This window comes from Paenibacillus sacheonensis (assembly GCF_009909195.1).
GTDB classification, from domain to species: Bacteria; Bacillota; Bacilli; order Paenibacillales; family Paenibacillaceae; genus Paenibacillus_Z; species Paenibacillus_Z sacheonensis.
The window spans coordinates 31,721-54,814 of the sequence record NZ_JAAAMU010000018.1 but is presented as its reverse complement, the minus strand read 5'-3'; the positions used below and the strand labels follow the sequence as shown (position 1 = coordinate 54,814).

At 57.5% G+C, this 23,094-nt stretch carries 18 protein-coding genes and 1 pseudogene; 2 read left to right on the top strand and 17 right to left on the bottom strand.

Annotation, left to right across the window (positions count from 1 at the left end; genetic code table 11):
• Window positions 1–22: 22 nt before the first annotated feature.
• The 3 genes from GT003_RS25405 to GT003_RS25395 all read right to left on the bottom strand — a co-directional run bounded on the left by GT003_RS25405 (window position 23) and on the right by GT003_RS25395 (window position 3,862).
• Window positions 23–1,756 carry a type 2 periplasmic-binding domain-containing protein gene (locus tag GT003_RS25405; RefSeq protein WP_161703248.1) on the bottom strand — a complete coding sequence of 578 codons (1,734 nt, stop codon included), beginning with the start codon at window positions 1,754–1,756 and terminating at the stop codon, window positions 23–25.
• A 204-nt stretch (window positions 1,757–1,960) separates the two neighbouring features.
• The gene (locus tag GT003_RS25400) at window positions 1,961–2,833 is read right to left on the bottom strand and encodes a carbohydrate ABC transporter permease (protein ID WP_161703246.1); all 873 of its coding nucleotides are present in this window, start codon (window positions 2,831–2,833) and stop codon (window positions 1,961–1,963) included.
• 18 nt (window positions 2,834–2,851) lie between these two features.
• The gene (locus GT003_RS25395) at window positions 2,852–3,862 is read right to left on the bottom strand and encodes an ABC transporter permease (protein ID WP_161703244.1); all 1,011 of its coding nucleotides are present in this window, start codon (window positions 3,860–3,862) and stop codon (window positions 2,852–2,854) included.
• Window positions 3,863–4,316: 454 nt separating this feature from the next.
• On the opposite strand from GT003_RS25395, the gene GT003_RS25390 reads away from it, so the two are divergent.
• Window positions 4,317–5,402, top strand: a complete 1,086-nt coding sequence (locus tag GT003_RS25390; RefSeq protein WP_161703242.1) for a hypothetical protein — start codon at window positions 4,317–4,319, stop codon at window positions 5,400–5,402.
• A gap of 281 nt (window positions 5,403–5,683) precedes the next feature.
• On the opposite strand, the gene GT003_RS25385 is transcribed toward GT003_RS25390, so the two are convergent.
• The 11 genes from GT003_RS25385 to GT003_RS25335 all read right to left on the bottom strand — a co-directional run bounded on the left by GT003_RS25385 (window position 5,684) and on the right by GT003_RS25335 (window position 19,663).
• A complete protein-coding gene (locus GT003_RS25385; protein WP_161703240.1) occupies window positions 5,684–7,276 on the bottom strand; it encodes a response regulator in 1,593 nt (530 codons plus the stop codon).
• A 1-nt stretch (window position 7,277) separates the two neighbouring features.
• Window positions 7,278–9,155, bottom strand: a complete 1,878-nt coding sequence (locus GT003_RS25380) for a cache domain-containing sensor histidine kinase (protein WP_204798969.1) — start codon at window positions 9,153–9,155, stop codon at window positions 7,278–7,280.
• A 288-nt stretch (window positions 9,156–9,443) separates the two neighbouring features.
• Window positions 9,444–11,144, bottom strand: a complete 1,701-nt coding sequence (locus tag GT003_RS25375) for a type 2 periplasmic-binding domain-containing protein (RefSeq protein WP_161703236.1) — start codon at window positions 11,142–11,144, stop codon at window positions 9,444–9,446.
• A gap of 139 nt (window positions 11,145–11,283) precedes the next feature.
• Complete coding sequence (locus GT003_RS25370) at window positions 11,284–12,180, bottom strand: carbohydrate ABC transporter permease (RefSeq protein ID WP_161703234.1); 897 nt, start codon at window positions 12,178–12,180, stop codon at window positions 11,284–11,286.
• A gap of 3 nt (window positions 12,181–12,183) precedes the next feature.
• Window positions 12,184–13,077: an ABC transporter permease gene (locus GT003_RS25365; protein WP_161703232.1), complete on the bottom strand. Its 894-nt coding sequence runs from the start codon at window positions 13,075–13,077 to the stop codon at window positions 12,184–12,186.
• A 257-nt stretch (window positions 13,078–13,334) separates the two neighbouring features.
• Entirely contained in the window at window positions 13,335–14,117 is a 783-nt protein-coding gene (locus GT003_RS25360) for a pirin family protein (protein WP_161703230.1), read from the bottom strand.
• Between the two features lie 257 nt (window positions 14,118–14,374).
• The gene (locus tag GT003_RS25355; protein ID WP_161703228.1) at window positions 14,375–15,436 is read right to left on the bottom strand and encodes a BtaManbiosPhlase; all 1,062 of its coding nucleotides are present in this window, start codon (window positions 15,434–15,436) and stop codon (window positions 14,375–14,377) included.
• A gap of 190 nt (window positions 15,437–15,626) precedes the next feature.
• Entirely contained in the window at window positions 15,627–16,574 is a 948-nt protein-coding gene (locus GT003_RS25350; RefSeq protein ID WP_161703226.1) for an MTP-1 family protein, read from the bottom strand.
• A gap of 40 nt (window positions 16,575–16,614) precedes the next feature.
• A complete protein-coding gene (locus GT003_RS25345; RefSeq protein WP_161703224.1) occupies window positions 16,615–17,454 on the bottom strand; it encodes a carbohydrate ABC transporter permease in 840 nt (279 codons plus the stop codon).
• Window positions 17,441–18,316: a carbohydrate ABC transporter permease gene (locus GT003_RS25340; protein ID WP_161703221.1), complete on the bottom strand. Its 876-nt coding sequence runs from the start codon at window positions 18,314–18,316 to the stop codon at window positions 17,441–17,443. Before GT003_RS25340 ends, GT003_RS25345 begins: the two co-directional genes overlap by 14 nt.
• A 15-nt stretch (window positions 18,317–18,331) precedes the next feature.
• The gene (locus tag GT003_RS25335) at window positions 18,332–19,663 is read right to left on the bottom strand and encodes an ABC transporter substrate-binding protein (RefSeq protein ID WP_161703219.1); all 1,332 of its coding nucleotides are present in this window, start codon (window positions 19,661–19,663) and stop codon (window positions 18,332–18,334) included.
• Between the two features lie 328 nt (window positions 19,664–19,991).
• Here GT003_RS25335 and GT003_RS25330 point away from each other — a divergent pair, with 328 nt between their 5' ends.
• Window positions 19,992–21,017 carry a LacI family DNA-binding transcriptional regulator gene (locus GT003_RS25330; protein WP_161703217.1) on the top strand — a complete coding sequence of 342 codons (1,026 nt, stop codon included), beginning with the start codon at window positions 19,992–19,994 and terminating at the stop codon, window positions 21,015–21,017.
• A gap of 159 nt (window positions 21,018–21,176) precedes the next feature.
• Here the strand turns inward: GT003_RS25330 and GT003_RS25325 are convergent, their stop codons facing one another.
• The 3 genes and pseudogenes from GT003_RS25325 to GT003_RS32670 all read right to left on the bottom strand — a co-directional run.
• Window positions 21,177–22,046, bottom strand: coding sequence for a sugar phosphate isomerase/epimerase family protein (locus GT003_RS25325; RefSeq protein ID WP_161703215.1), 870 nt, complete (start codon window positions 22,044–22,046; stop codon window positions 21,177–21,179).
• Window positions 22,043–22,681: a Gfo/Idh/MocA family protein gene (locus tag GT003_RS32675; RefSeq protein WP_239566108.1), complete on the bottom strand. Its 639-nt coding sequence runs from the start codon at window positions 22,679–22,681 to the stop codon at window positions 22,043–22,045. Before GT003_RS32675 ends, GT003_RS25325 begins: the two co-directional genes overlap by 4 nt.
• Before the next feature lie 45 nt (window positions 22,682–22,726).
• A pseudogene (locus GT003_RS32670) lies at window positions 22,727–23,042 on the bottom strand (Gfo/Idh/MocA family protein); the annotation flags it as partial.
• Between the last annotated feature and the right edge of the window lie 52 nt (window positions 23,043–23,094).

The following is a 23,094-nucleotide window of genomic DNA, read 5'->3' as shown; positions in this document are numbered from 1 at the left end:
CGGCCATGCAGGGTTTAGCCCTTTAAGGCTTCTCTGCCTTCAATTGCTCGGCCGCTGCGTCGATCAGCTCTTGGCCGCCGGCTTTCTTCCACTCCTCGACGTACTTATCCCAATCCGCAAGATCGCGATTGCCAAGCACGAAGGCGATCTCGTTCTTCTTCGTAAAATCGCTCAGCTTGTTGACGGTCGCGCCCGGCAGGTTCAGCAGCATATCGTAATTCGTCTGCCGCGGGTAAGCCCTGACGACATCCTGGTACTTATCTCCCGGCTCGTTATAAGGCACTTCGGGCGAATATTTGTGCTTCTCCCAGATCAGCGTGTATGCGACGGACTGCCAATCCATCATGCCCTTGAGCTCGGGCTTCATATCGTTCTGCAGCTTCACCATGTCGGAATCGTAGTAGTACGTGCCGGCTGCTTCGTCCTTGACGACCTTCGTGTAATCCGGCCAAATCTCCGGACCGCCGCCTTGATTGCCGACCCAATAGTATTTGTTCGGGTACTGCACCGCATCGAGGAAATGCGCGATCCGCTTCAGTTTGCCCGGGTCGTCCGCCAGCTTCTTGGAGAAGATGTAGATGCCGCCCGGCGCTCCGCCAGGTCCCAGCTTGCCCTCTTCGCCGGTCGCGCTCATCGGAGGCACCGGCGCCCAATTCTCGATCGTCGCCGCGTCGCCCTTCGATGCGGAGAACTGCTCCTGAAGCAGGTTCCAGCCCGGGTAGTTGACCATCCCGATCTTGTTCTGCATCGTGTACGCCTTGAACGGTTCCCATTGGATCGTATACCAGTCGGGCGCCAGCAGCTTCTCGTCGTTGAGCTTCTTTAGGAAGGTCAAGTAATTCTTCGTCGTGCCGTCCAGCATCGGATTGTTGATCTTGCCGTCCTTCACGTTCCAGCTGCGATGGCCGAACATATCCATCAGGCCGCCGAGCATGCCCCAGCCTTGGCCTCCGCCTGCCGCGCCCATGAAATAGGTGTCGGCTTTGCCGTTGCCGTCCGGATCCTGCGTCGTGACTGCTTTCGCATAGGCGAACAATTCATCCGGCGTCTTCGGCATTTCCATGCCAAGCTTCTTCAGCCAATCCTGGCGAATAAAGTTGCCCCATACGTCCGGGAACGTCGGCAGGCGGGGAATGCCCACCATGCTGCCGTTATCCGTGGCCCAGTTCTTGTACTCCTGCGTGACGTACGTCATCATCTGCGGCATATAAGGCAGCATTTCCGTCGCGTCGAGCAGCTGCTTTTGCTTGAACAGCGCCTGCGCCACGGAACGGTCGTCCGAGCTGCCGAAAGCGACAACGTCGGGCGCGGAGCCGGAAGCGAATCGCACGTTCGTCTTATTGACGAGATCGTCGCGAACCAAGTGCGTGAACGTCAGCGTCATATTGAACGTTTTCTCGTAGAAATCCTTGATCTTATCCTGCGTGGCCGGCTGATTGACGAAGCCGTTCAGCATGATATCCACGTTATAGTGCTTGCTCATGTCGTCGTACGCGTAGCTGGCGTCGTAGTCGACGGCCTTCGGCACGTCCGGGAACTTCTCCGGATAGGTCAAGTCGGCGGGTTTGGCCGCATCGTCGGTCCCGGCGCTGCCGCCATTCGCGTCGTTTTCTTTTGCATTGTTTCCCTTGGCGGCATTGCCCGTTGCTTGGTTCGTCGTATTGTCGTCGTTGCCCCCGTTGTTGCTGCAGGCGGCGAGCAGGACGGATAGTAAGAGCAGCAGCGATACGGCCGCTGACGAAGTCTTTCGAATCATGTGGCATCCCCTTTACATTCATGAAATGGATCATGCTATGCCAAGAAGCCCGCGGTGCTTCCTATGCAACGAATTTTAGCCAGCTTTATGCGGAGAATCGCTTGCCGGAGCGGCTTGCAGAAGCGCTCGTGAGAATTGCTTGCGAGAATTGCCTACGAGAATTGCCTACGAAAATTGCCTACGAGAATTGCTTGCGCGAACCGCCTAACCCTTCACCGCGCCCAGGTAGACGCCTTTCACGAAGTGCTTCTGCAGGAACGGGTAGACGAGCAGGATCGGCAGCGTGCCCACGATAACCGTCGCCATCTTCATCGATTCCGGCGTCACGCCGGCCGTATTGCTGAGGAAGGTCGACATCATGTCGCCGGACGCGGCGGTCAGCATGTTCTTCAGGATAAGCTGCATCGGGAAGAGCGACGCATTGTTCAGATAGACCATCGCGTCGAACCAGCTGTTCCAATGGAAGACGATGCTGAACAGGCCGATCGCGGCAAGCGCGGGGGCCGCCAGCGGGACGACGACGCGGAGCAGCATCTGGATATCGCCGGCGCCGTCGATTTTGCCTGCCTCGATCAGGCCGTCCGGCAGGTTCTCGATGAAGATCTTGATGACGAGCAGACCGAAGCTGTCGACCAGGTACAAGAGAATCAACACCCAGATCGAGTCGACGAAGCCCAGCTTCTTGACGACCAGATACGTTGGAATAAGGCCCGCGTTGAACAGGATCGTGCCGAGCACGAGGAACAGCATGACGCTTCGTCCCGGCAGCGTCCGGACGGACAAGACATAGGCGCCGACGACGGTAAGCGCCAGCATCAGCAGCGTGCCCGCGGCGCTTCGGAAGACCGAGACGAAGAACGACTTCCAGATCAGCGGCGACGAGAGGATTCGCTCATAGGAGGACAACGTCGGCTCATGCGGGATAATGACGAAATAGTTGCGCTCCATCATCTCGGTTTGGCCCGTCAGCGACATGCCGAGCACATAAATCAAAGGGAAGATCGCCGAGACGACGATCGCGATCACGATAATATGAATGACGATCTGATAGATACGGTCTGCTTTCGAATGGATCATTGGCGCTCCTTGCCTCCCTTACCAAATTCCGCGGCCGGATATCTTCTTCGCGAAGGCGTTGCAGATGACGACAAGCGCTAGCCCGATGACGGACTGGAACAGCCCCACGGCAGCGGCAATGCTGAATTGCAGGCGTGCCAGCCCTTCGCGGTACACCCACGTATCGATTATATCCGCCCGGTCCATGACCGCGTCGTTGTAGAACAGCAGTACCTGCTCGCCTCCGGCATTCAGCAGGAAGCCGAGGTTGATGCACAGCACGAACGTGACGACCGGCATGATGCTCGGCAGCGTAATGTAGCGAATCCGCTTCAGCGGACCTGCGCCGTCCAGCACCGCGGCCTCGTAGAGCTGGGCGTCGACGGTGGCGAGCGCGGCCAGGTAGATAATCGTGCTCCAGCCGACCTCTTTCCACAGCGCGGAACCGATCAGAATCGGCCGGAACCAGTTCGCGTCGAGGAGAAATTCATGCCGGGCAAAGCCCAGCGCGTCGAGCATGTTATTGACGAAGCCGGCGCCGACGGAGAAGAAGCCGAAGACGACGCCGAACACGATGACCCAGGAGAAGAAATGCGGAATGTACACGAACGTTTGCAGCCACTTCTTCAGTCTTCGCGTCACCATGTCGTGGAACATGATCGCCAGCAGGATCGGCGGGAAGAAGCCGAACAAGAGCCGCAGCAAGCTGATCTCGATCGTATTGCGGATGACGTTCGGAATGTCCGGGGAGCCGAAGATGTCGCGGAAATTTTGCAGGCCGACCCAGGGGCTGTCGAAGACGCCCGAGCCGAGCTGCAGCTCCTTGAAGGCCACGATCCAGGCCATCGCGATCGGCCAATATTTGAAGAGGACGAAATAGGCGAATACGGGAATGAACAGCAGATAAAGCGTCCTGTGCTGCAGAATGCGGTGCCTCAGTCCATGCTTCGGCTTATACGGCTCCATGATCTGCTTCCCATAGGCCGGGGGTAACGGCTTGCGAACAGGCACGGCCGCGTTGGACAGTAGATTCTGTTTTGCCTTGGGCATGCTGCCTTGCCTCCTTTCTGGCTCAACCAAGATGATAGGATGATAGATGATAGCGCTTTCTCTTATAGTTGCATTCTAACATGATCCTCTCCGGCAAGTGTCCATTGTGCGACTGGAATTGTGCACGCTGTGACTGTCTTGCGAGGCTTGCGTGATCCCGGCGCCTTTTTCGGCGTTGCGCACAAACCACGCTTCCGACGCCAGCCGCTCCCCAAAAAGTTGCGACGCCCGGATTTCTTCGGTAAACTTGTCTTATACCTGCTGGATCAGAGGCATTCTTATGGTAAAATGAAATGGGTTTATTTGGACAGTCTGCCAGCAAGGCAGGATATTTTCCACATCTGTCGAATACTGACGTGTCATCCAATGAATTCATAGGGGACAGAATCGGTAAGTTACTGCATAATGTAAGAAGTACTAGATTATTTTCATATGGGAAAAGGGAGCACCTGACATGATCGTACATTACTCAAGAGATATTAACAGCGCCGCCAGCATTTTAAGCTCCAAGGAGCTGTGGCTGACACGCGTTGGCAGCATGAGCGAACAGGACGACATTTTATTTTACATGAATGAATTCAATCGCCTGCACTATACGCAAGATCTGATCGCAACCTTCAAGCAAGCGCTTAAGTTGATGGTTACGACGCCGAACCTAAACCAAAAGCAGTTTTTCACGCATACGTTCCTGGCCGCTCAACTGCGCAAAGTCGCTTATCAGAACGGCGTATCCCTCGGCGGATCGCTAACCGACCTGATTAAGCAGCACAGCTTCGTGGCCAGCTTCAATGAAACGGAAGCCGCGGCACCGGACGCCGCGAACGGCGAGATCGCCTTCGAATTCGAATCGAATCCGCTGACCGCGCCGCGCGGCTTCCAGCTGCTGTTCAATAAAGTGCATTACACCGATGCCGAGAAAGTGAAGAAGCTGAAAGCCGACAACGACGACGACATGACGCAGTTCATGGATGGCATCGCGCAGGAAAATACGACGTTCACGAACATTTTGGCGGCGTACATCAGCAAGCTGGAGAAGCAGCAGCTAGCCTACACCAACGTGATCCACGACGTGATTTCGGGCTTGATGGAGGACAACCGCGGCCAAGAGGAAGCCTACACGCCGCTTGACCTGTACAGCCAGAAGGATACGGTCGATATGGTCAACTTCATCCACAGCTTCATCGTTGAGGATTTCACGACTACGTTCCGCAAGGAAACCGGTCAAAAGCTGCCGACCAAGAACGAAATCAAGCAAATCCTGGATCAAAATCCGGACATGGCCAAATCGACTTGGATCGACCTCAGAAGCCTGCTGGTCAAGGACAGCGCGTCCAGCCAGGAGAACGAAGTGCGTGCGCTGCTGCTGCCGCAGAACAAGAAGCAATTCGGCCAGCAGAAGAAGCATTATCCGCTCGCGTTCAATACGGACAAGCTGCGCCGCATCGTCATCTCGCCGAACTGCGAGAACAGAGCCGAGTGGAAGGCGAAGCTCGAAGACGTATTGATCACGAACAAGTACGCGAACGTGACGGTTGAATAGAAAGAGATTATTTCCGGCATTATAATGAAAGCGGCATTCTCCATAGGAGAATGCCGCTTTTTGGATTGTGGGCAGCTCGAGCCGAAGGCTCGGAGGAGAATTGAAGAAGCGTTGAAGAAATTCTCGGGGCCAGGCCCGCCGCATGTAATCCGGGAAGGCTTCTGCTCGGCAGGCTGGCGGCTCCGAGTGAAACATCAACCAGCCGTGTGCTAATGTGGTGCACGGGTGCACGGGGTGCACCTCTTTGCTCAGCTCCACCCGCTCCCGCAATAATAAGAATGTCAATTATAGTCCCGGTACTCCTGCGGCGTGCAGCCGACCAGCTTCTTGAACAAATACGTAAAATACGCGGAGGTTTGGATGCCGACCTGATCCGCCACTTCGTACACCTTGATGCCCGGATCCTTCAGCAGCAGCCGTGCCCGGTTGATGCGGGTCTCCTGGACGAATTCGGAGATCGTCTTCCCCATCTCCCGCTTGAACAGGACGCTGAGGTAGCTCGCGTTCAGGCTGAACTCTTCCGCCAGCTGCTTGACCGTCCAATTCTCCTGAAGCCGCTCCTCGATGAAGGAGGCAATGCGCTTGATGAGATTATGCTGCTGGTTCATGCGCTCCTTCTTCTCGATCGTCATGTACCGGTCGACGTAATCGTTCAGCAGCAGAATAATTTGTCCCGTGCTGCCGCAATCGAGCATCCGGCGCCACATCAGGATATTCATCTCGCCGTCGGCATCGTCCTTCCATTTCAAGCTCCGAACCAGTTCGCTCAAGAAACTCATGCCGAATGCCTGCACGTAGGAGAATGAAGCCTGCTCCTGGGCCAGCAGCACGTCCAGGATGCGGTTCATGTATGCGCCGACCTTCGCGGAATCGCCCGCTTCCATCAGCTTCACGATGTTCGGCATGAATTCCTCGCTCAGCCGGAAAGCCTGGAACTCGCTGCGGTCGATGTAATCGTGCCGCACGATCTGTCCGTCCGAGATGAGCCGCGCCCGCGCCATCATGAATTTGATCTCCTTATATGAGAGCGGCACGTCTTCCCAAGCGGCGCCCGTCCGGCCGCAGCCTATGGTGACCGTGGCGCCGTACTGCTCGCTCATCATGCCCTGGACGAACGGCAGCCGCTTCTCGAGCTTCGCGCGCGCCTGCGGCGTCCGTCCGAAATGCAGCACGGCGATCTCGTCCGGCGTGATCTGAGCCAGAAACATCGGTTCGGTATCGGACATGCCAACCTCGACGGTTTGCTTGAATCCGCTTGCAAGAAGAATCCTGTCTTTGGCCTCCTTGCCGGGCGACAGGAAATGATCCAGGCCGAACACGAGGATCTGGAAGCCTTCCGCCACGGCCGGCAGCGCCATCAAGTTATTCCAAGAGGCCAGCATCTCGTCCGTCTGCGGAATTTCCGCGATCAGGTCGGTTACGAACCGTTCCTTCACGAGCTTCTGACTCTCCGATACTTTCTTCTCCAGCTCGCTCGTCTGGTCGACGATGCTGCGCATCTTGTCCAGCGTCTCCCGGAAGCCCGCGAGGCGGCTCGACACCTCCTCCATCTTCAGCGGCTTGAGCACGTAGGCCTGCGCCCCGACATGAATGGCATCCTGCACGAATTCGAATTCATTGTAGCCGCTGATCATGAGAACCTGAAGATGGGGATACAGCTTCTTGGCGCCCGCCACGAGCTCGATGCCGTTCATGCCGGGCATCGAGACATCGGAGATGAGCACGTCGAAGGGGACCGCGCGCAGCTCCTCCAACGCTTCTTCGCCGGATTCCATCGTCATCGGTTTGTCGTACCCGAGCGACTGCCAGTCGATATAGCGGACGAGGCCCTGAATATTGGAAGGCTCATCGTCCACAATGAGAACTTTAAGCATGTTAAGCTTCCCTCCTGATCATCGGCTCTACGGCGCAAGCCGGGAATACGATGGATACGAGCGTCCATTCGCCGGGCTCGCTGCCGATCGTCAGCTCGGCGCCGGTCCCGAAATATAGCGCAAGCCTTTCTTTGATGTTCGGCGTGCCGAATCCGCTGCCTTTGCCCGCGTGCACGCCCTGCGAGATGTCCGCAAGAACCTGCGGGTCGATCCCTTGCCCGTTATCGTAGACGGACATCCGAATCATGCCTTCCGCTTCGCGATCGACGGTTATACGGATCAGCGCCCCCGGCTTGCGGGTGATGGCGCCGTGCAGGTAGCAATTCTCCACGATCGGCTGCAGCACGGTTTTGATCGTATAGAAATCGAGCGCTCCGTCGTCGATCGCCCATTCGACTTTCACCCGTCCCGGATAGCGGAACTGGCAAATGTCCAGATAGGCTTTGACATGCTCGAGCTCGTCCCGAATGCGAATGGCGCTGATCTGGTTGTTCAGCGTGATCCGGTAAAACGTCGTCAGCGCGTCGATAATCTGGATTTGCTCCTGATCGTCCACATCCATCGCCCGCCAGCGCAGCAATCCCAGCGAATTGTAGATAAAATGAGGATTGATCTGCGCCTGTAGCGCCTTGAACGCCTGCTCCTTCTCCGCGAGTCCGGCTTTCGTAATGTCCTCGACCAGCTTGCCGAGCTGCTCCGACATCGAGTTGAACCGGTTCTCCAGCTCGCCCAGCTCGTCGTTCTCGCTGTAACGGACCGAAGCCTCGAACTCGCCCCGGGACAGCCCGCCCATTCGGCTGCCGAGCTTGCGGATCCGCCGGACGATATTCCGGACGATCGTCGTCATCAGCGACAGCGAGAGCAGCAGGAAGAACGTTACGATGCTGACGATCAGAAGGAGCACCATCCGGTTCTGATTGTCGAGATGCTTCGTGCGCATCAGCGCCACGAGCGTCCAGTGGGAGGACAACGGCTGGGTCATCAGCATGTCCTTCGTGCCCGTCAGGTCGAGCTCGTCGCTTTTCTCCGCCGCCGCAGCTGCCGCTATGGACGTTCCCGATCCGGCCGCCCCCTGCAAAGGCGCCGCCCCGCCCGTTCCGGCTTCGCTTCCTCCTCCGGAGGCGCTGCCGTCGCCCCAATCCTTCACTTGCAAGCGCTTGCCGATATCCGCGCGGTCCGTCGCCGCAAGAATGCGATGGGCATCGTCGACGATATACAAGCTGCCGTCGTTGAACGGATGATCCAGCAATTCGCCGAACACGGTATCGTAGTTCAATAGAATATAGACCACGCCGAGCAGATTCCCGGTATTGTCGATGATTTTGCGCGTAATGACGGTTTGATCGGCATTGCCCGGCACGCTGCTCCAGTAGAGCGGACTGTCCGATTTCTCAGCCGCTTCGTACCAGGAGCGCTCTTCCATGCCCGAGAGCATTCGCGCCTCCGGGCGCCACAGCAGCTGCCCGTCTTGAACGAGCGTCTCGTTCGTATGGTAGATGCGGAAGTCCGCGATGCCCGGCAAATATTTGCTCGTGATCAGGAATGTGCGGTCCACGTAATTGACCGTGTCCACGACCTCGGACATGTCCGCGTATTCGCGGCCGAGCCTGGCGATCAGCTCGCCGTCGGTGGCCGTCCGGACGGCCAGCAGGTCATAGCTCTTCTTGCTGAAGTCGACGATCTGTGCCGTCTGCCGCACGGCCTCCTCCGCCGTGTTCGTATAGCTGTGGTGAAAGCTGCGGATTACGCCGTACACGGCGCCGCTGCTCAGCACGAGCGTGGGCAGCAGCAGGATCAGCACGTACAGCACGACGATCTTGTTCCGCAGGCTCAATCTGCGGGTGAAGCCCAATATCCATCTGTTCCATTGCAGTCGCAAGGCTTCCTCCCCTTTCACAACGGAGTATATCATACGCCTCCCGGCCGGTTAACAGGAAGCTATCGCCTGCAGGCAGGCCGTCCGCGCCGAATCGTGCCGAAAGGGAAGCCGTCATATAGACGGCTCCCCTTGGTCAGGAAGGCTGCGATTCCGATTCCGATCGGTACATGCGATGCGAATCGGTTCGATTCGACTCGGTTTGATTCAATTCGTTCTCGATGCGTTCGATTCGGTTCCGATCGGAACATGCGTCGCGAATCGGCTTCGTTCATTGCGCTGCGGTCAAGATTACGACTTGGCCGCGGTCTCCTCTTGAAGCGTCGTGTTCCATTCCTGCTTGAGCTCGCTCCAGTGGGCGCGTTTCTCGAGCGCGGATTGGAAGTCGGTCCATGCCGCTTCGAACGCCTTGTCGTCCTTGGCCATCAGCAGCTTCGCCTTGAACTCCTTGCGGACGTTCTCCAGCTCGGGCAAGTATTTCTCCCATAGGCCGCCCGGCTTCGCTTTCACCATGTCGTACGGCTGCGCGACGCGGACGCCGCCCATCTTGCCGATCGCTTCCGTGAAATCGATCGTTTTCTGCCGGCCCTTCGGATTGGTAACGGCATAGTTCCACCACGGATACCACTCATTGCTGTAGGAAGAGATGCCGTACAAACCGGGATTCGTGCTCGCGATCTTGGCCGCATCCCCCGAATCGTGCAGCTGCTGGTAGTTGTCGTCCGTGAATTTCCACAGGCCCAGCGGCTTGTCGACCCAGTTCCAGTATACGCCGGCCGGACCTTCGTTCGCGACCTGCTGCTGCTCCGGCTTCGGCTGCAGCATATAATCCGTGAAGGCCAGAATGGCGTTCAGGTTCTTCGTATCCTTGCTGATATACAAGTCGTTGCCCGGGAACGGATTGACGATTTGGTTGGCTCCGATATGATCGACGCCCGGCACTTGCGGGTACGGGATCGTCTCGTAGAACCAGGCCGGCTCGGTCGGTCCGTCGAGGATCTCCCAGATATGCGCGTCCATGTTGAAGAATCCGCCGGCGTTCATCGCGATGCGTCCAGATTTGGTTTTCTCCTTGTAGCGCTCCGCCTTGTCCGTGATGGCCTCGGCATCGATGAGACCTTCGCGGTACATTTGGTTCATCCATTGGTAAGCCGCTTTGTACTGCGGGTTGTCGTAGATGAACTCGTAGCCGTCGCCTTTCTTCTCGACCGGAATAACGCCGCCGGCCGTCGAGGTCGAGACTCCGAACGTGCTGAGAATGACGTTCTCGTCGTTCGCGTCGGACAGGAAGCTGAGCGGAATGTACGGCTTGCCCGACGGATCCTTCTGCTGGGCGGCAGCCTTCAGATAGCTCTCGATTCCGGCGATCGTCTTCAGATCATCGGTTTTCATGCCGGTCTTATCGAGAATATCCTTCCGCACGAACCAGCCCAGCGATGCCCAGCCCGGCCACGGATCTTCGGGATTCTGGTCGAACCAGGTCGGAATCGACCAGATGTGGCCGTCCTTGTCCTTCATGGCGTCCAGGTAGAGCTTCGGAATGGAAGCCAAGCCGGGGTATTTGTCCGGCATATCGAAATACTGCTCGAGCGGAAGAATGCTGTTCGAGCGGATCATCGAGGAATTGACGATATCGCTTCGGTTGAACAAGGCCGCATCCTCGAAGCCGCCGGTGTTCAGCTTCAGGTTGAGCGCCGTCATGGCATCGCCCTGCGTCGCTTCCAGTTTCACTTCGATGCCCGGTTCATGCTCTTTCCAATATTTCTGCACCATGCTGTCGTTGTTGATCGTCGCGGTCCAGCCTAGCCATAGCTTGAAATCCTTGGAGCCGGCCGTATCGCCCGCGTTCGAAGCCGTGCCCCCGGCTGCGTTCGTATTCGCCTGCCCCGCATTGCCGCCGTTATTATTTCCGCTGCTGGAGCATGCCGTCAAGCCGAGCATAAGCGCCGCCAAGCCGATGGCCATGCTCTTTTTTGCCGTGAATGCTTTCATCTGCTGCTTCCCCTTTCTGTATCTCCATTATATATGGTGTTTCCGTACACCTGCTGTCGAGCGGCCCGTTTCCTTTATTTGTATCCACGGGACCCGATTAGTCCCGAGCTCCCGCTGCGTGCCGTGCCGCTTCCTCGGACTAGCCTTTCACGGAACCGATCAGCACGCCTTTGACGAAGTAGCGCTGCAGGAACGGATAGACGCATAGGATCGGAATCGCGCTCACCATGACCGTGGCCATCTTGATGGACATCAGCGTGACGTTGGCCAAGCTCGAGCCCCGGGCCAGCGCTTCCACGTTGTTGTTCCCGCCGAGCACCGCCGAGATGTCCTGCGCGGACAGCAGCTGCTGCAGGAACGTCTGCACGGGAATCAAGTTCTGGTTGGAGACGAAGAATGCCCCCGCGAACCAATCGTTCCAGTGCATGACGCCCGTAAACAAGCCAAGCGCGGCCAGCATCGGTTTGGACAGCGGCAGGATGATGGACCAGAGCACCCGGAACGGATGGGCGCCGTCCATCTCCGCCGATTCGATGAGCGCTTCGGGAATGCCGCCGATGAACTTCATCATGACGAACATGTTCCACGCCGAGAACGCGCTCGGCACGATATAGACCCAGAAGGAGTTAAGCAAGTTGAGATCGTGAAGCTGGATGTAGAACGGGATCAATCCGCCGCTGAACAGCATCGTCAGCAGCACGTAGCCGAGAATCGTTCCGCGCATCGGGAGCGCCCGGTAAGACAAGCCGAACGCGGCCAGCAGCGTGACGAGCAGTCCCGTGACCGTCCCGAGAAGCGTGCGGCCGATCGTAATCCAGTACGAATGCTGGATAATCTCGTTGCCGAGCACGATGCGGAAATTATAGAGCGTGAAGCTGCGAGGCCACAGGTATACGCCGCCTTTGGCCGCGTCGCGTCCCTCGTTCAAGGAAATGGCCAGCATGTATAGGAACGGATAGATGACCGTAAAGCATAACAGCAATAGAAGCACGATGATGACGATTTGACTCGTTTTGTCGCCTGCCGATCGTTTCATAGCCTACCAGAGCCCCTCCCCGTTGATTTTGCGCGCCGTCTGGTTCGTGACGAGCACGAGGATCAAGCTGATGACGGAGGACAGCAGGCCGACGGCCGTCGCCATTCCGAAGTAGCCTTGCTGCAGCCCGCTTCGCAAAATATACGTGTCCAGCACGTCCGCGACAGGCTGGTTGGCGGGATTCATGAGCGGATAAATCTGGTCCATCCCGACCGCGATCAGGCTCGGCATGCTCAGGATGAGCACGATCGAGATCGTCGGCATGATGCCGGGCAGCGTGATGTGGCGAATCTGCGCCATTCGGCCCGCGCCCTCGACCTTCGCCGCTTCGTACAGCTGCGGGTCGATCGTCGTGATGGCCGCCAGGTACAGGATCGTATTCCAGCCGACTTCCTTCCACAGGCCGCTCGCCACGATCATCGGGCGGAACCATTCCGTCGAACCCAGGAAGAAGATCGGGTCGCCGCCCGTCTTGGTCACGAATTGATTGACCAGCCCCCCGTCCAGCGTCAGCAGCGATTGGAGAATGTACGCCACGACGATCCAGGAGAAGAAATGCGGCAGGTAGCTGACGGATTGCACGAACCGCTTGAACCCGCTGTGCCGCACCTCGTTGATGAGGAGGGCGAGAATTATCGGCGCCGGAAAGCCGAAGACGAATTTGAGCACCGCGATGATGATCGTATTCTTGACTACGACCCAGAATTGGTCGTCTTTCAGGAAAGAGAAGTTCTCAAGCCCGGTCCATGGAGCGTTCCAAATCGTGTAGCCGATGTGGAAGTTCTTGAACGCGACTTGAATGCCGGCCATCGGAATGTAGCTGAACAACAACAATAAGATCACGGCCGGTGCGATCATAATGTACTGGGAACGGTATTTTGCCAGTCTCTCGAGCATGCGATCACCTCTGTACGCTAATTATACGGACAGGGGGAAACGGGAACTAGAAGACAACGATTGGTTTTCTATCGCAATGATTAGAGGTTTGGGCGGGTCAGGGCGGGGAGTTATGAAAACGCTTTTCATAAAACGAAGCTTGGCGGGATATCGTGCCGTTGGTGGGAGACGGTCTGCCAGGTGGAACGAACGGAAGCATAAACAAACAAGCAGCCACCTCCAATAGGAGATAGCCGCTTGTTGCTCTGCGAGATGTTTTATTTGCGGTAAAGCGGATAGTCGACCTCCGCCGGCAATTCGATCACGGCCATCCGAAGCGCCCGATCGCTGCCTGCCCGGAGGACGATACGCCTGCCGCCGTCCGCCGCATCGATCACGCTAAAGTCTTTATGCCGGAACGGTACGGATTCGCCGTCCCCATCCGGCGTTTCCCATGTGCCGTCTCCCCGGACCGCCAGCGCCGCCCACGTGTACCCCGGCGGAATGTCCTGTTCGTGCGCATGGCCCGGTTCCACCGTGATGTCCCACATTTTCGCGTCCGTCACGAGCTCGATCGGCGATTCGGCGCCGAGAATCGTCTTCACGCTGACGCCGGGAGCCGGCGATGCCAACGGGAAGTCTTCGTGCCGATAGTCGGCGTAGGTCGGCCGGCGCTTCAGCGCCTCGCTCAAATGCGGCTCCAGCCAGATCTGGAAGGCTTCCCCGTCGGGACCGAAGAACTTCTCCTTGTGGGAGACGCCGGAGCCGGTCTGCATGACCTGAATGCCGCCTTGGCCAACGGCGCTCTCCGTGCCCAGCGTATCGCCGTGAATCAGCTTCCCGTTCAAGACGTACGACATGATCTCGAACCCTTCATGCGGGTGAAGCCCGATCCCGCCTTCATTGTCCGTATGTGCCCAAGACCAATAAAACAGCGGACCGACGCGCCGCACGACGGAATCCTGATGCGGGAACCCGATCGGCTTTTGCACGGTAATGCTGCCTCCCGGGAATACCTCGCTCACTTGTTGATCCGGTGAATAGATTCGAATGTTCTTCATTATTAGTCCCTTCCTTTCGAGGCTCGCTTCGCGCAGCCGCTGCATATTTGAACGCCAACAGACATCAAGACTCATTCTCCTATGCCGATATCCTACTATTATTTATCTTAATATTATTATAATTACATCCTAACTCTAGGATACCTTCTTGTCAACCCGCTATCGGCTGGAATCCCCATTCGCAAACAATGCAAAAAGCAGCTGCTCCAGACGACCCGCGTCTCCAAGCAGCTGCTCTATTCTCGTACGAATTTCGATTAAACCTCTTCCAGGCTGTCCAAAATCTCTTGCAGGCTCAGCTCCGCGCACGCCATCGACGTGTCCGCGGCGCCATAATACATGCGCACCCGGTCGCCGTCCACGAGGACGCCGCAGGAGAACACCACGCCGCCGAAGAAGCCGTTCGCTTCATAGTCGGCTTCCGGCTCCATGACCGGCTTGACGGAACGGGCGATGACCTTCGACGGATCGTTCAGGTCGAGCAGCACCGCGCCCATGCAGTAGCGGTGATCCAGCGTCGCGCCGTGGTACAGCTCGAGCCAGCCGCGCTCCGTACGGAACGGAACCGCGCCGCCGCCCAGGCGGCCGCTGTCCCACATGCCGTCGCGCAGGCCGATCAGATGCTTATGATTGCCCCAGTAGAGCAGATTGTCGGACTCGGCAATCCACATCTCCGGACGGCCGACGCTCTTCGTCGTCGGACGGTGCAGCGCGTAATACTTGCCGCCGATCCGTTCCGGGAAGATCAGGACGTCCTTGTTGTCCGGACCGAAAATCATGCCGTGGCGTTCCACGTTCACGAAGTCCTTCGTCGAGACGAGCGACTCGCCGATACCTACAGGAGATACCGCGGAGTAGTAAATGTAATACGTATCTCCGATTTGGGTAATGCGCGGATCCTCGATGCCGAACGTCTCGAGCGATTCGGACGGATACAGGAACGGCTTCTCGTCGATCGTGAAGTTATGCCCGTCCTTGCTGCGCGCGATGCGAAGGTACGACAGGGACGTCAGATATTGAAACGCCGGCGCATACTCCTTCAGAATAATGACGCGCGGATCCGACAGATCGTAACGTTCATCGTCCTTGCGGACCGGAATGAGCTCCAGCTCCTTGGTGTCCACGTTGTACACGGGCGCCAGCACCACCTCGGGATCCGGGCTGATCGGACGCTCGGCCACGCGAAGCAGCATGATGACTTCGCCATTATACTCCGCGATGCCGGCGTTGAACGCACCGATGACTTCGAAATCGTCGCGATGCGGCTTCACGGCCGCCGGGGTCACCAGCGGATTCTGTTCATAGCGGTAAATATTCATAGCGTTAACTCCTCTGTAGTATACTCCTATCCAAATCCAAGCTCGGTGCTTTTTATGCTTGCAGGTACGTTATCTCTATATTTAAAAGTACGTTATCTTTAACTATAGGTACGTTATCTCTGCATTTACAGTACGTTATCTCTGCATTTACAGTAGGTTATCTCTCTTTACAGCAGCGTTAGCCCTGCTCTTACAGACCTTGGAACGGGTCGTCGATTACAATTCGCTGCGCGTCCGCGTCGCTGATGCCCGCGTACAGCACGGCGGTGCCGTCTTCGCGGCGAACCAGGCCGCCGCTGAAGACGACGTCCTGCAGATCCGGCCGTTTGGAAGGACCCGGCAGGAACTTGCTGCGTTCGGCAATCAGCTTCATCGACGTGAACGTCCCGTCCGAAGGATCGAACACGAACGCCATCGGGTAATAGTGCCGGTTGCCCGCGTCGTCGAAATTCGCGACGTGGCCGAGTACGCCGACCCGTCCGTCTTCGAGCAGATGCGCCTCGTTGGCTCCTCCCCACTCGCCTTCCGCGAACTGGCCTTCCAGCAGCGGCGCTTCGTTGATCGCCTCCAGCGACAAGTCCTCCAGCGATTTCACGCGCGCGAAGCCGATCTTGCCGCGGCCGCCCTTCTCGCCCTGAGGCCGCGTGAATACGCCGATCGATCCGTCCGCGAGCTCGACGAGGCGAAGGTCTTTCATGCCGTCAGGCCCTTTGAAGAACGGCTTCAGGCTGCGGATGTCTTGACCGCGGTAGAAGACCGTGCGCCACATCAGGGCGCCTTCGTTCACGGGATGCGGATAGATCTCCACGCCGCCCACGATCAATTCCCCGCCGATCCGGCTGTGGAACGGATCCTGCAGCACCAGCACCGGCGCATCCGCAAGCGGCAGCCATTGTCCGGCCTGCTCCGCGAAGAATACGACCTCGGCATGCTCGCTGTCGCGCGATTCCACGCGTCCCGGAATAACCGTCACGCCATTGTCCGCGAACGGCGCGGCTATATTGTAGACGTCCTTGTCGGCATGACCGCCGAATGCGATGCGCTCCGCGTCTTCGGCGCGCGCGCCGGAAGCGCGGTAAGCCGCGAGCAGTTCCCCGCATGCCTGCGGCCGATTGCCTTGTTCCAATCCTGAAGCCATCCTTCTCTCTCCTCACCCAAGTGCCTGATTTCAAACTGTTTTATTTCAAGTTGAACTGCATGCCTTCTTTGAACTTCTTGCTGAAAATGACGAACATGATGATGATCGGAAGCGTCAAAATCGTCGATGCCGCGTACAACGGTCCCGGGAACGAACCGTAAGGCCCGAACATTTGCGAGAGGAGCACGTTCAGCGTCAGCATCGAATCGCTCTTGACGGCGATCATATCCCACAGCAGCTCCGTCCAGCGCTCCATGAGCAGGAACAGGAAGATGACGGTCGTGATCGACTTCGACATCGGCAGCATGATGCGGTACATGATTTTCAGATCGGACGCCCCGTCCAGACGGGCCGCTTCGATGAACACCTGCGGCACCGCCTTGAAGAAGTTCGTATACATGAAGATCGCCCACAGGCTGACCGCTTTGGGCAGAATAAGCCCGAAATACGTATCGTACAAACCGACGCGCTGAATGATCAGAAACGTCGGAATGAGCAAAATGATCGCCGGGAAGAACATATGGAACAACACGAAATTATCGATCGCTTTGCGTCCGAAGAAATTCAACTTGGCCAGCGCGTAGGCCACCATGACGCCGAATGCCATCATCAGCACCGTGGAGCTGATCGATACGATCACGCTGTTCATGAACGCGTGCAGCCATGGCCGCGTGATGCCGGTATCCCCGCCCGTAAACAGCCAATCGTACGAACGCAGCGTGAATTTCGTCGGAATAAGCGTCTTGTCGATTTGCGCCCAATCCGCGAAGGAGCTGAGCACCATGTACAGATACGGATACACCATGATGAGAAGAAGCACGATGGCAAGCGCGTAACGGATGGTCCGTCTTGCGCCGCTGTGCCGTTTAGACCCAACCATTGCGCTTCCCCCAAACTTCGAGTAATTTGCGGATGATGTAGATCGAGATGAACGTCGCGATCGATGCTAGCAGCGCGACCGCCGATGCGTAACCGCTCTGCAGGTTAGAGAACGCCTGCTTGAAAATCTCCATCTGCCACGTGTTCGTGGCATTGCCCGGACCGCCTCCGGTCAGTTGGTAGACCTCGGTGAAGATGCCGAACGTAACGCCGAACGCCAGAATCAGCGTCGTGTACAGCGACGGATACAGAAGCGGCAGCGTGATGCGCCAGAATCGCTGCCCGTCTTTGACCCCGTCGATCGCGGCAGCCTCGTACACTTCCTTGTCGATGCTCTCGAGGCCGGACGTAATAATGAGGGCATAGTAGCCCGTGAATTTCCAAGCGAGAATGAGACCGACGATGAAGAGCGCCGTGAACGGCGTTCCGAGCCAGTCGACATTGATGCCGATGCCGCGCAGCGCGGTATTGATCGGGCTGGTATAAGACAGCAGACCCTTCACGATCAGCGCCGATACGACGCCGGAGCTAAGGTACGGCAGGAAGAACCCGATTAAGAACAAGCCCTTGAAGCGATGCAAGCCATGGACCAAGACGGCTACGCCAACGGCCAGCGCGGTAACGAGCGGAACGAAAATCAACATGAAGCGGTACGTGTTCCAGAAAGCCGCATGCACGTTAGGCGATTGCAGCGCTTCCTTGAAATTGCTGATGCCGACGAAATTGAACGTCGGTTTGATCAAATTCCAGTCCGTGACGGACAAGAAGAACGTCCAGATCAACGGAATGAAGAAGAAAATGACGGAGTAGATGAGATAAGGGCTGGTGAAGAGCCAGCCCAATTTATTGTTGCGTTGTTCCATGTTTGGAATCCTCCCTTATTTCAGGGCTTTTTCCAGTGCCGCCTTCATGGCTGCCCATCCGTCCGCAGGGGCGATTTGGCCTTTGACCACCTTGTTGAACGCTTCAACGCCGATAATCGTTTGCAGGTCGTTGTATTTCGCGTTGTCCATTGGCGGTACGGCATTCGGCACATTCTCCGCGTAAGGCTTCAGCTGAGGGCTTGCATCCAGAATCGGCTTAAATGCTTCGTTGGTCGAGAGATCGTCGCGCGCCGGCGGCAGGTTCGTTTCCTTGAACCATTTCGCGTCGTTCGCGGCGTCGCTGTATACCCATTTGATGAAGTCGACGGCTGCTTGCTGCTGCGCTTTCGTCGCGGACGCGTAGATGACGAGGCCTTTCGTGTCGGCGAACGTTTTGCTTTGCGCCGGATCGATGCCGTCTGGTACCGGCGGCATGCTCAGCGTGTACGTGTCGTTATACTTCAGGTTCGGATATTTCTGCGCCCAAGTCGTGAACGTCCAAGGACCCACATCCGTGAAGATGCCTGTTCCGTTCTCGAAGGGATCCGTGACCTGACGGGCCAAAATACCTTTCTCCTTGCGCAGGTTGTCCACGAAGGTCAACACCTCGGTGCCGGCTTTCTCGTCGCCCGTGAAGGAGTTGCCTTCAATGAACTTATTGCCGCCGGAAGCAGCGTCGTACAGCATGTAAAAGTCGAACCAGCGTTTCCAAGCGGTCGGATCCGCAAGATCCGGCTTCGCCCACAAGTATTTCTTGTCGCCGTATTTGGCTTTCAGTTTCTTGGTAACCTCGAGCACTTCGCTGTAGGTCTTCGGCGGCGCGTCGTAGCCGAGTTCCTTCAGCGTATCTAGCCGCCAGCCGAACAGCATCGCGTTGGAGTAGATCGGCAGCACGTACTGATGGCCGTCGGCGAACTTCCATGGCTCGATCGTCTTCGTCATGCTGCGGCTGCTAATCACGTCGGAGAAGCCGGCAAGCGTATCGAGCGGAACGAGCGCCTGGCTGTCCGACAGCTGCGCCGCGAAGCCGCGGTTGATGTTCTCGGACATCGTAGGCGCGCTCTTCGCGGCGATGGCCGACTGGATGCTGGCTTCCGATGTCGGCGATTCTTTGATCGCGCTGACGTTGATCTTTACTTTATCGTTGGTGGCTTGGTAAGCCTTAGCCATCTCTTGCCAGTAAGCCTGCTGCGTCGGATTCGGCGCCGCCCAAAATTCAATCGTCGTCACCCCGCCCGCGGCAGTATTGCCGTTATCGTTCGTCGCCGTGCCTTGTCCTGTCGAGCAGGCCGAAAGCAACACGGCTGAAAGCGTGACCATAAGTAATGCCGAACTTCTTTTCTTCATTTTTACGAAACCCTCCATGCTGTAATGTAATGAGAAACCTTAAGTAGAGGACCGATAAAACCTAACACACAACGTGATAACGAGACCTATTATGCTACTTGTAATTATTATAGTCAAGTGACAATAATTTAAAGTAACGATATGTTTTCAAATATGTAATGCCATACAGTCACTTTTGTAACGTTACAAATAACATAGACAGTATTAGCGACCCAGCATTCGCACCGTATTGTTCCACTTGACAGGCCTATTGTAATTAGGGAACAATGAGAATGACAGGTCTATCTCTTATACTCAGAAACAGACCGCAACGGAGGTTATAACGGTATTGAAAACGAAAGTGACGATGCAAGACGTGGCCGACAAGCTTAATCTCTCCAAAAATTCCGTTTCTCAAGCATTGACGGGAAAACCCGGCGTGAGCGAGGATACAAGGCGACTGATCGTGCAGACGGCAGCCGAATTGGGCTATACGTACGCGAAGCGCCAATCGGATTCCGCCGCGGTTTCGGGTTCCAAGCGTATCATTGCCCTCATTGCCTCGGACTACGCGTTCTCGATGAAGAGCTTTTTCGGAGATATCTATCTGAGCGTAGATAAAGAATTGAGCCGCAACGGCTGCGGTCTTCTCATACAATCCATCAGTCCCGAGCAGGCAAGCTCGCTCGCGCTGCCGGAATTCCTGCAAGACCGCACGGTTGACGGGGTGCTCATTCTCTCGCATATCACAACCCCTTACATTCAAGCCGTGCTGGACACCGGCATCCCCGCGGTGTTGATCGATCATCATCACCCGGCGCTGCAGGCGGATGCGATCCTGACCAACAATCGGTTCAGCGCCTTCGAAGCCGTGCAGCACTTGGCGGATTTGGGCCATCGCGATATCGGGTTTATCGGCAATACCCGGCTATCGCCGAGTTACTACGAGCGGCTGGAGGGTGTCCGCCTGGCGGGCTTCGAGCTCGGCCTGCCGCTTCGCGAGGAATGGCTGATCACCGATGCCGTCGAGGAGAACGACGCGGTGCGAGAGCGGCTGATGCAGCTGCCTTCGCAGCCGACGGCTTGGTTCTGCGTCAACGACGGTTTCGGGTTCATGGTGAACTCGGCGCTGCAGCAGATGGGACGCCGCGTGCCGGAAGATGCCTCGATCGTCAGCTTCGACAACGGCTATCTGTCCCGGCTCGCCACGCCGCCTACGACCACGATGGACGTTAATCTCCCGTTATACGCGGAATGCGCCGTGGAACGTTTGCTCGCCCGGCTGTGTAACCCGGACCTGCCATTGACAGAAACCTTGCTGCCCACGTCGCTGCTCGTGCGCGCCTCGACCGGGCCTGCGCCGGCAAGCCGGTAGTCGAGTACGCACAAAAAGCCTCAAACGCGGTTTTTACCGCGCTTGGGGCTTTTTGTGCAAAACGTTGAAATCGGAATGATGTTTTTATAGGAACGATAGGAGCGCTAGTATCGATAGAAGCACTAATATGGAAATCGGCGCTAGAAATCGGAAAGCCGTTTATTTAAAGTACTTCGCCAAATGCATCACCGCTTTCTCGATGCCCCGGCTCTCCGCCGCAAGCGATCCCCAGAAACGATGGTCTTCCAGCTCGATGCTGACCGCGCCGGAATAGCCCAGACGATCGAGCCGAACGGCTACCTTGCCCCAGTCCACTTCGCCGTGGCCAGGGATCGTGTACCGCCAGGAGCCTTCGGAGAAACCGTACTTCGCGCCGAAGGTCTCTTCCAGCACGCCGCATTCGTACAGCTCGTCATGGAGAATCTCCGTGTCCTTGCCGTGGCAGTGGTTGATGCGCTCGCCGAATTCGCCGAGCGCCCGGATATAATCGATACCGAGGCGAACCAAGTGCGACGGATCGTAGTTCCAGCCGAAATGCTTCGACGGAATCGCGTCGAACATTGCCCGCAGCATCTCCGGCGTACAGCCGAGCGTCGGATAATGCGGCGCCGGCCCCGGCCAGCCCTCGATGGCGATGTACAAACCTTCCCGCTCCGCATGCTTGACGATCGCCGGGAAGGTCTCCTTCCAGATCGCGAAGCCTTCGCTCCGCGGAAGCGTTCGATCCTCCGGCACGAGGCACATGAACAGCACGCGGCTGCCCAGCGCCGCGATCTCCGACATCTCCCGCTTCGCGGCCTCCGCCGCATCCGCGCGGCGGGCTTCGTCGCGGCTCAGCAGCTGCGCCGTGTGCCCGACGTCCACGGACCCGATGCCGAGTCCCGCCCCTTCGCAGGCCACTTTCCATTCCGGCGTCAGCCGCGGCAGATCCAGCACATCCAACCCTGCGGCTGCCGCAAGCTCCGCCGTCTTCTCCATTCCCTGCGCCCCGATCTTGGGAGGGATTCGCATGCCCAGCTTCATATTCATGCCGGCTGCTCCTCTCCGGCGTCCGTCACCGCCGCGTTCGGATCGTAGCCGGCGGCCTGGTAGATCATCTCCGACAGCTTCACGACCTTTAAAGCGAACTCGCCCGGAACCAGCACCTCGTGCCGGCCGAAAATGGCGTCGATGAAGCTCTTGTCCTGGTTCGTTTCCTGCTTCGGAAGCTCAGGCACGATCGGTTCCTGCTTCAATCGGCGCAGCGTAATGGCGCCGTTGTCGTAGAAGATGCCGCCTTCCTCGCCGCAGAACACGAAGGTCTCATGCCAGCAGGGGGAATAACCGACCAGGTTCAGCCCCGCGACCTGCCCCTCGGCGAACCGGATCGACGTGAAGGTGTCGATCTCCACCGTCGAGCCGTGCATATGGAGCTGCGGCTTCACCTCGACGGGCGTCAGCCCGGTCGTCCAGAGCAGCACGTCGATGATGTGGCTGCCCGAATCCATCAGGAAGCCGCCGCCGGACATCGCCGGATTCGCCCGCCAGGAGCCCGGCGACCCTTGCCGCCATTGCTGATACAGCGAAGCGGTGACGGACGTCAGCTTGCCGATTTCGCCGCTCGCGATCGCGCTCCGAATGTACAGGAATTCGGGCTGAAAGTGGCGCTGATAGGACACCTGCATCAATTTGCCCGCGTCTTCGGCCTTCCGGAGCAGCAGCTCCGCCTCCGCGGAAGAGCAGGTCATCGGCTTCTCGATCAGGACATGCCGGCCGCTGTCCAGGACGTCGTAGGCCTGTTGGAAATGCAGCGTGTCCCGGCGAACAGATGATGACGGCGTCGAGACCCGCCTGCAGCAGCATCTCCCTATAATCCGAAAAGACGCCGATGTCCGACAGGCCGAACCGCTCCATGAACCGCTCGCGGCTGATCTCGCTCGTATCCGCGATGGCCGTGATTTCCGCTTCCGGCAGTTCTTGCAGCTGACGGGCATGCAGCCCCGCGATGCCGCCCGTGCCAATGAAACCGATCCGTACTTTGCTCATAATTGTCCTTACCTCCCGAATTTGGTTTAGGTTTTCCTTTCCGCCACCCCCT

Excerpts from the sequence above, each read along its gene's own strand:
- GT003_RS25405 (WP_161703248.1), bottom strand. The coding sequence starts at position 1,756 with ATGATTCGAAAGACTTCGTCAGCGGCCGTATCGCTGCTGCTCTTACTA.
- GT003_RS25400 (WP_161703246.1), bottom strand. The coding sequence starts at position 2,833 with ATGATCCATTCGAAAGCAGACCGTATCTATCAGATCGTCATTCATATT.
- GT003_RS25395 (WP_161703244.1), bottom strand. The coding sequence starts at position 3,862 with ATGCCCAAGGCAAAACAGAATCTACTGTCCAACGCGGCCGTGCCTGTT.
- GT003_RS25390 (WP_161703242.1), top strand. The coding sequence starts at position 4,317 with ATGATCGTACATTACTCAAGAGATATTAACAGCGCCGCCAGCATTTTA.
- GT003_RS25385 (WP_161703240.1), bottom strand. The coding sequence starts at position 7,276 with ATGCTTAAAGTTCTCATTGTGGACGATGAGCCTTCCAATATTCAGGGC.
- GT003_RS25375 (WP_161703236.1), bottom strand. The coding sequence starts at position 11,144 with ATGAAAGCATTCACGGCAAAAAAGAGCATGGCCATCGGCTTGGCGGCG.
- GT003_RS25370 (WP_161703234.1), bottom strand. The coding sequence starts at position 12,180 with ATGAAACGATCGGCAGGCGACAAAACGAGTCAAATCGTCATCATCGTG.
- GT003_RS25365 (WP_161703232.1), bottom strand. The coding sequence starts at position 13,077 with ATGCTCGAGAGACTGGCAAAATACCGTTCCCAGTACATTATGATCGCA.
- GT003_RS25360 (WP_161703230.1), bottom strand. The coding sequence starts at position 14,117 with ATGAAGAACATTCGAATCTATTCACCGGATCAACAAGTGAGCGAGGTA.
- GT003_RS25355 (WP_161703228.1), bottom strand. The coding sequence starts at position 15,436 with ATGAATATTTACCGCTATGAACAGAATCCGCTGGTGACCCCGGCGGCC.
- GT003_RS25350 (WP_161703226.1), bottom strand. The coding sequence starts at position 16,574 with ATGGCTTCAGGATTGGAACAAGGCAATCGGCCGCAGGCATGCGGGGAA.
- GT003_RS25345 (WP_161703224.1), bottom strand. The coding sequence starts at position 17,454 with ATGGTTGGGTCTAAACGGCACAGCGGCGCAAGACGGACCATCCGTTAC.
- GT003_RS25340 (WP_161703221.1), bottom strand. The coding sequence starts at position 18,316 with ATGGAACAACGCAACAATAAATTGGGCTGGCTCTTCACCAGCCCTTAT.
- GT003_RS25335 (WP_161703219.1), bottom strand. The coding sequence starts at position 19,663 with ATGAAGAAAAGAAGTTCGGCATTACTTATGGTCACGCTTTCAGCCGTG.
- GT003_RS25325 (WP_161703215.1), bottom strand. The coding sequence starts at position 22,046 with ATGAATATGAAGCTGGGCATGCGAATCCCTCCCAAGATCGGGGCGCAG.
- GT003_RS32675 (WP_239566108.1), bottom strand. The coding sequence starts at position 22,681 with ATGCAGGTGTCCTATCAGCGCCACTTTCAGCCCGAATTCCTGTACATT.